The organism is Frankia sp. AvcI1, from assembly GCF_001420875.1.
GTDB classification, from domain to species: domain Bacteria; phylum Actinomycetota; class Actinomycetes; order Frankiales; family Frankiaceae; genus Frankia; species Frankia alni.
Genome location: NZ_LJFZ01000038.1, coordinates 65,050 through 71,280, shown reverse-complemented (window position 1 = coordinate 71,280; position 6,231 = coordinate 65,050). Strand labels below are relative to the sequence as shown.

The 6,231-nt window shown below is 71.0% G+C and carries 3 protein-coding genes and 8 pseudogenes; 8 read left to right on the top strand and 3 right to left on the bottom strand.

Features of this window, described 5'->3' with window-relative positions; all coding sequences use genetic code 11:
• Window positions 1-1,415: 1,415 nt before the first annotated feature.
• The 3 genes and pseudogenes from UK94_RS68140 to UK94_RS68135 all read right to left on the bottom strand — a co-directional run.
• Window positions 1,416-1,810: pseudogene (locus tag UK94_RS68140) on the bottom strand (glycosyltransferase); the annotation flags it as partial.
• A 1-nt stretch (window position 1,811) separates the two neighbouring features.
• Window positions 1,812-2,804, bottom strand: a 993-nt coding sequence (locus tag UK94_RS28065; RefSeq protein ID WP_235490295.1) for a glycosyltransferase, incomplete at its 3' end; no start/stop codon positions are given.
• Window positions 2,805-3,220: 416 nt separating this feature from the next.
• The coding region (locus tag UK94_RS68135) for a helix-turn-helix domain-containing protein (protein ID WP_268761689.1) at window positions 3,221-3,517 on the bottom strand (297 nt) is incomplete at its 3' end.
• A 241-nt stretch (window positions 3,518-3,758) separates the two neighbouring features.
• On the opposite strand from UK94_RS68135, the pseudogene UK94_RS68130 reads away from it, so the two are divergent.
• The 8 genes and pseudogenes from UK94_RS68130 to UK94_RS28050 form a co-directional block, all read left to right on the top strand.
• Window positions 3,759-4,083, top strand: a pseudogene (locus tag UK94_RS68130) (MFS transporter); the annotation flags it as partial.
• A gap of 30 nt (window positions 4,084-4,113) precedes the next feature.
• Window positions 4,114-4,220: pseudogene (locus UK94_RS68120) on the top strand (hypothetical protein); the annotation flags it as partial.
• Window position 4,221: 1 nt separating this feature from the next.
• Window positions 4,222-4,274 (top strand): annotated as a pseudogene (locus UK94_RS68115) (hypothetical protein); the annotation flags it as partial.
• 1 nt (window position 4,275) lies between these two features.
• Window positions 4,276-4,361, top strand: a pseudogene (locus UK94_RS68110) (hypothetical protein); the annotation flags it as partial.
• A 1-nt stretch (window position 4,362) separates the two neighbouring features.
• A pseudogene (locus UK94_RS68105) lies at window positions 4,363-4,669 on the top strand (MFS transporter); the annotation flags it as partial.
• A 1-nt stretch (window position 4,670) separates the two neighbouring features.
• Window positions 4,671-4,965 (top strand): annotated as a pseudogene (locus tag UK94_RS68100) (MFS transporter); the annotation flags it as partial.
• Between the two features lies 1 nt (window position 4,966).
• A pseudogene (locus UK94_RS68095) lies at window positions 4,967-5,597 on the top strand (MFS transporter); the annotation flags it as partial.
• Window positions 5,598-5,659: 62 nt separating this feature from the next.
• Complete coding sequence (locus tag UK94_RS28050) at window positions 5,660-6,196, top strand: MerR family transcriptional regulator (RefSeq protein WP_011605899.1); 537 nt, start codon at window positions 5,660-5,662, stop codon at window positions 6,194-6,196.
• The last annotated feature ends 35 nt before the right edge of the window (window positions 6,197-6,231 follow it).

The following is a 6,231-nucleotide window of genomic DNA, read 5'->3' as shown; positions in this document are numbered from 1 at the left end:
GGCGCCGTCAGTGCCGGCTGGTCCTGGTGGGCCTGCGATGCCGTCAGCGCCGGCTGGTCCTGCTGGGCCGGNGGCGCCGTCGGTGCCGGCTGGTCCTGCCGGACCTTCGGGGCCTGCGGGTCCTGCGGGGCCTGCGATGCCGTCGGCGCCGGCCGGTCCTGTCGGTCCAGTCTCGCCGCTAGGTCCTGCTGGTCCTGCTGCGCCGCTAGCGCCTGCGGGTCCTGCCGGCCCTGGTGCGCCGTTGGCGCCATTGGCGCCGTTGGCGCCATTGGCTCCGTTAGCGCCTGCTGGTCCTGCCGGCCCTGGTGCGCCGTTGGCTCCGTTCGCACCGTTGGCGCCTGCTGGTCCTGCCGGTCCCGCTGGCCCTGGTGCGCCGTTGGCTCCGTTGGCTCCGTTGGCGCCTGCTGGTCCCGCTGGCCCTGGTGCGCCGTTGGTGCCAGCGGGTCCTGCCGGTCCTGCCGGTCCTGTTGGGCCTGCTGGTCCTGGGGCGCCGTCAGTGCCTGCCGGACCTGCCGGACCTGCCGGGCCCGCGACGCCGTTAGCGCCTTGTGGTCCTGCCGGCCCTTGTGCGCCGTTGGCTCCGTTTGCGCCTGCCGGTCCTGCGGGTCCCGTCGGTCCTTGTGCGCCGTTGGCTCCGTTAGCGCCTGCTGGTCCTGCTGGTCCCGTCGGTCCTGGTGCGCCATTGGTGCCAGCGGGTCCTGCCGGTCCTGTTGGTCCTGCTGGTCCTGGGGCGCCGGCAGTGCCTGCCGGGCCTGGGACGCCTTCTCGGTTCCACACCACGCGGTATTCGTACGCGTGGCATACGGTCGGATCGGTTACGATCCGTGCGATCTGCGTGAATTGGTTGACGCACCCGTTGATGAGATTCGGNGGTTCGGCGTTGGCGGTTCCGCAGAGCATTAGCGTTCCAAAAGCGCCGAGTGCCGGCAATAGCACGAGGCGTTTTTTTGAGGCCATACCCTCCTACCTTTCGATGAAGGTTATCCATGGCGCAGAAGGTGCTCCATAGGAGAACTCAGCCTCGCACATGCGATCAAAATCACCGTGGCGACACGCCTTTCCGGTCCCGTGAATAGCAAATTGGAAGGCGACGTTAGCGGAAACGCCTGCTATCTCGGTCGGGGGCGGGGAAACGGTGCCACCTGTGTCGGAGCGCATGGTTTTCCTGGCAAGTGCCAGCTGGTAGGTCGAAGCAGTTCAGAACCTCGCGGAGATTCTCGGCCTCCCCGACAAACTGGGCATCTGTCGGCAACTCTGCACCTGGGACCTCCCGTCGCACTCGTGACGAGCCGGCGCGGGGATACCTNGACGAAAAGTGGGTGGATTTTCTCCAGACCGCCTCTTCCGCAGGCGGATGATCGTGCTGGAGGNCAGCAGCGGGAGAGCCCGCCTGTCGGTCCCCGGGCGTCGACCAACTATCTCGACGTGATCATTACCGGGGAGTTGTCGGCCGCCGCGGTGGGTGGGGCGAGTTCCTGCGCGGCGTCGGCGAAGCGCGCCCCGCCGAGCCCGGCCGGTCCACGGGCCGGATCGAACTCACCGGCACCCTCGGTGTCGCCGGCGAACGCGCCGGTCGGGACGGCGTGGGCGCCGTCGAGTCCGCCGGTCGGGGCGGACTGATCCTCGACGAAGGCCCGCAGCCGCCGGGACGCCTCGGCGCTGGCCGCCCGGCCGGCCATCGCCGCGTGCAGGGCGGTGCGCAGCCCGTCGGGGGTCAGCCGCTTCGCCGACAGGCTGATCCCGGCGCCGGCCTGGACCACCCGGCGGGCGACCTCCGGCTGGTCGCGGCCGAAGGGCACCGCGACGATCGNCACGCCCGCCGCCAGCGCCTTGTGGACGATGCCCATCCCCCCGTGGCAGACGACCGCCGCGGCCCGCGCGAGCACCGGGCCGTGCGGGACGAACCGCTCGGTCCGAACGTTGGCCGCCGCCGGCAGATCGACGCGGCCGTGGGCGTCGGCGAGGGTGACGAGCACTCGCACCGGTTCGTCGCGCAGCGCCTCGACGGCCACCTCGGCGAGCCGCTCGTCGCCCTGGTAATCGGTGGACATCGTGACGAGCACCCAGGGGTCGCCCGGCTCGGTCAGCCAGTCGGGCACCGCGGCCGGCGGGTCCCAGATCTGCGCGCCGACGAAGCTGACGTTCGCCGGCGCATCCACCCGCGGGTACTCCAGCGGGTCGCCGGCGAGGACCAGCAGCCGGTCGGCGCTGAGGAAGTGCTCCAGCGGGTTCGTCAGCGCGGGCAGGCCAGCCCCGGCGCGCAGCGCGTTGAGCGGCGGCAGCATCGCCCTGCCGTACTGGCGGATCACCAGCGGCCACAGCGCCCGGTCCCGCGCCCACCCAAGGGGCCCGCGGGCCGGGGCGAGGCCCAGCCCGTAGGGCGGGATGCCGCGTCCGGGCAGTGCGACCAGGGACGGCAGCGTGATCGCCCACGGCCGGCCGGACGCCTGCGCGGCCACCGCGGCGCCGTAGGCGTTGGTGTCGACGAGGACGACGTCGGGGTCGACGGCGTCGATCGCCGCGGTCAGGTCGGCCCGTTCGAACGGCCCGCGGGCCATCAGCCCGGCCAGCGCCAGCCGGAGCTGGTCGGCGCCACTCCCGGCGGCGTCGTCACGCACGACGATCTCGTCGATGCGCGGATCGAAGGGTTCGGCGCGCAGGCCGGCGCGCCGGGCGGTGTCGACGAGCGCGGCGCCGACGCGCAGCCGGACGTCGTGGCCGCGTTCCTGCAGGGCGAGCAGGCCGGGGATGAGCGGGAACAGATGTCCGGCGGCGGTCGAACAGTGGACGAGGTAACGCGTCATGGCGATCTCCTGACGGGGCGAGGATGTGGCGGGGCGGCGATCTGGCGGGGTGGGGAGCGGATGAGGGCGCGCGGCCTGCGCCGCCGACTCCGGCCTGCGCCGTGGCCGCGGGCGGGCCCCCGGTTATCCGGAGGCCTTCGTTGCCCGATTTATCCCTCTGGATAGGCGGGAGGGCGGCGGGCGAGGTGGCGGCAGGCTGCGGCGAGGTCGGCGACGGCCGCACGCGCGGCGGCCACCGACAGGTCCTGGTCGCGGCGCAGGACGAGCCAGAACTCGACGCCGCAGACGGCGGCGAGGCGGCCGGCGAGGTCGTCCCGGGCAGCCGGGGGAAGGGGATCGAGGTCGGCGGCGAAGACCGCCTCGATCCACTCCCGGTGGGCCCGCCGGCCGGCGTCGGCGCTCTCCTTCAGCGCCGNGGAGGCGTCCTGCTGGTGCAGGGTGCGTTCGGTGATCCGCCCCCACTGCTCGTAGTGCCGGGCCAGCCGGTCGCTCACCCCGGCCAGGTCGTCGCCGACCGGGCGGGCGTCGTTTGGGTCGCCGCGGGTGGCGGCGATCTGCGGCACGATCCAGCGGTTGACGGCCCGTACGAGACCGTCCTTGGTCCCGACGCGGCGGATGACGGTCTGCAGGCCGACGCCGGCCCGCTCGGCGACCGCCGGCAGGGTGACGTGCTCGAACGGGCGTTCGACGAAGAGTTCGGTGGCCGCGCGCAGGATNCGACCGGTGTTCGCCTCGGTGGTCTCGGCCCGGCTGCGCTGCCGGTACGCCCGGCTCGGCTCCATGTTCACGGTATGAACCGTACCGCGAAATTTGCCGCCCATGAGTGTCGTGTGCACGTCAGAGGTGGTGGAACGGAGGTGGNGGTGCGCGGAAGGTTCCCGTTTGTGCGTGCAGCCACTATGAGCCGCATCACATCTACCGCTGACGTGAGATGGAGGCACTAGCCTTCCTGCCGTGACGACTTCCGACACCACCGCCGGCACCTCGCCGCCCGGGGCCGATGACGTCCCGACCGTGTCCGGTTCGGACAACTACAAGTGGATCGCCCTGTCGAACACGACCATCGGTGTCCTGATGGCGACGATCAACAGCTCGATCCTGATCATCGCGCTCCCGGACATCTTCCGGGGGATCAAGGTCGACCCGCTCGCCCCGGGGAACACGTCGTACTTCCTGTGGACCCTGATGGGGTTCATGCTGGTCACGTCGGTGCTCGTGGTGAGCCTCGGCCGGGTCGGCGACATGTTCGGCCGGGTGCGGATGTACAACCTCGGCTTCGNGGTCTTCACCGTGTTCTCGATCCTGCTGNCCGTCACCTGGATGCACGGCACGACCGCCGCATTGTGGATCATCATCATGCGGGTCGGGCAGGGCATCGGCGGCGCGTTCCTGTTCGCCAACTCCAGCGCGATCATCNCCGACGCGTTCCCGGAGAACGAGCGTGGACTGGCGCTGGGCATCAACGGTGTCNCCGCCATCGCCGGGTCGTTCCTCGGCCTGCTGGTGGGCGGCCTGCTCGCCCCGGTCGAGTGGCACCTGGTGTTCCTGGTGTCGGTGNCGTTCGGGATCTTCGGGACGGTCTGGGCCTACCTGAAGCTGCGCGACAACGGCGTGCGGACCCGGGCCCGGATCGACTGGGCCGGCAACATCACCTTCGCCATCGGACTCATCGCGATCCTGACCGGCATCATCTACGGCCTGCAGCCCTACGGCGGCCACACGATGGGCTGGACCAAGCCGTTCGTGCTGATCTGCATGTTCGGCGGGCTCGCCGTGCTGATCGGGTTCGTCGTGATCGAGCTGCGCTCGCCGGACCCGATGTTCAAGCTGGAGCTGTTCAGCAACCGGGCGTTCACCATGGGCAGNCTGGCCGCGCTGCTCGCCGCGCTCGCTCGCGGCGGCCTGCAGTTCATGATCATCATCTGGCTGCAGGGGATCTGGCTGCCGCTGCACGGCTACAGCTTCGAGCGGACGCCGCTGTGGGCCGGCATCTACATGATCCCGCTCACCGTCGGCTTCCTGCTCTCCGGGCCGGTGGCCGGTCGGCTCGCCGACCGCTACGGCGCGCGCCCGTTCGCCACCATCGGCCTGGTAACCACGGCCGTCGCGTTCCTGCTGTTCAACGTGATCCCGATCGACTTCAACTACGTGGCGTTCGCGGNCATCCTGTTGCTGATGGGCCTGTCCATGGGCCTGTTCGCCGCGCCGAACACCACGGCCGTGATGAACACGTTGCCACCGAACCAGCGCGGCGCCGGTGCCGGAATGCTCAACACGTTCCAGAACTCGGCGAGCGTGCTGTCCATCGGCGTGTTCTTCACCGTCATCGTCCTGGGCCTGGCCTCCAGCCTGCCGGACGCGATGTTCTCCGGCCTCACCGCCCAGGGCGTCGACCCGTCGAAGGCCCACGAGCTGGCGAACCTGCCACCGATCGGCAGCCTGTTCTCCGCCTTCCTCGGCATCAACCCGACCGAGCAGCTCCTCGGCCCGGACACGTTGAACTCCCTCGACCCGAGCAAGGCCCACTTCCTCACCGGGCACACGTTCTTCCCGAACCTCATCGCCGGTCCGTTCGGCGACGGCCTGCACCTCGCCTTCTACTTCGCCGCCATCGCCTGCGCGCTCGGCGCGGTGCTGTCCTGGCTGCGCGGCAAGGGCGCCCCGCACGTGCGCCACTCGCTGATCGAGGACGCCGGCGAGGGCCTGGCCGGCGTCGGCGACGTCGCGGCGATGGAGGACGGCGCGGGCAGCGCACTGCCTGCGGACGGCGGCACGCTGGCCGCCGAACGGTAGGGCCGCGGAACAAGGACGGCCCTGACTCGNCACATCCCAGCCCAGAGAGGTCCTGACAGGCGATGGGCGACACCGTCGACGGCGAGGAGGCGCCACCCGGCCGCGGCGCGGACGTGAGAAACAATCGTGGGGTGCGTGACAAGGACCAGATGAAGAAGGCGGCGCGCGAGCTGTGCGGCATCGGGCAGGCCGCGCAGGAGCTCGGAGTCTCGGTGCGGGCGCTGCGGTACTACCAGGAGGTGGGGCTGCTCACCCCGTCGGGGCGGACCTCCGGCGGCAACCGGCTCTACGCCGACTCCGACCTGGCCCGCGTCCGCCGGATCCGGGAGCTGCAGACCCTGCTTGGTTTCAACCTGGACGAGATCGGGACCATCCTCGCCTACGAGGACCGGCTCGCCCAGGTACGGGTGGAGTTCCACGCCGCCTCCGACGACGGCGACCGGCTGCGGCTGTTGTCCGAGGGTGAGACCGCGTATGTCAAGCTCCGCGCGGAGATCGACGAGAAGATCAGCCGGCTGGCGGCCTTCCGTGACGAGATCGACGAGCGGCTCGAACGGATGAACCGGTTCCGCGACGGCGCCGTCGCCCGCTCGTCCTGACCGCGCCCTGGCCGCGCCGTCACGGGCCACCCGAC

What these genes read in the sequence shown, in the direction of transcription:
- UK94_RS28050 (WP_011605899.1), top strand. Translation starts at nt 5,660, where the DNA reads ATGGGCGACACCGTCGACGGCGAGGAGGCGCCACCCGGCCGCGGCGCG.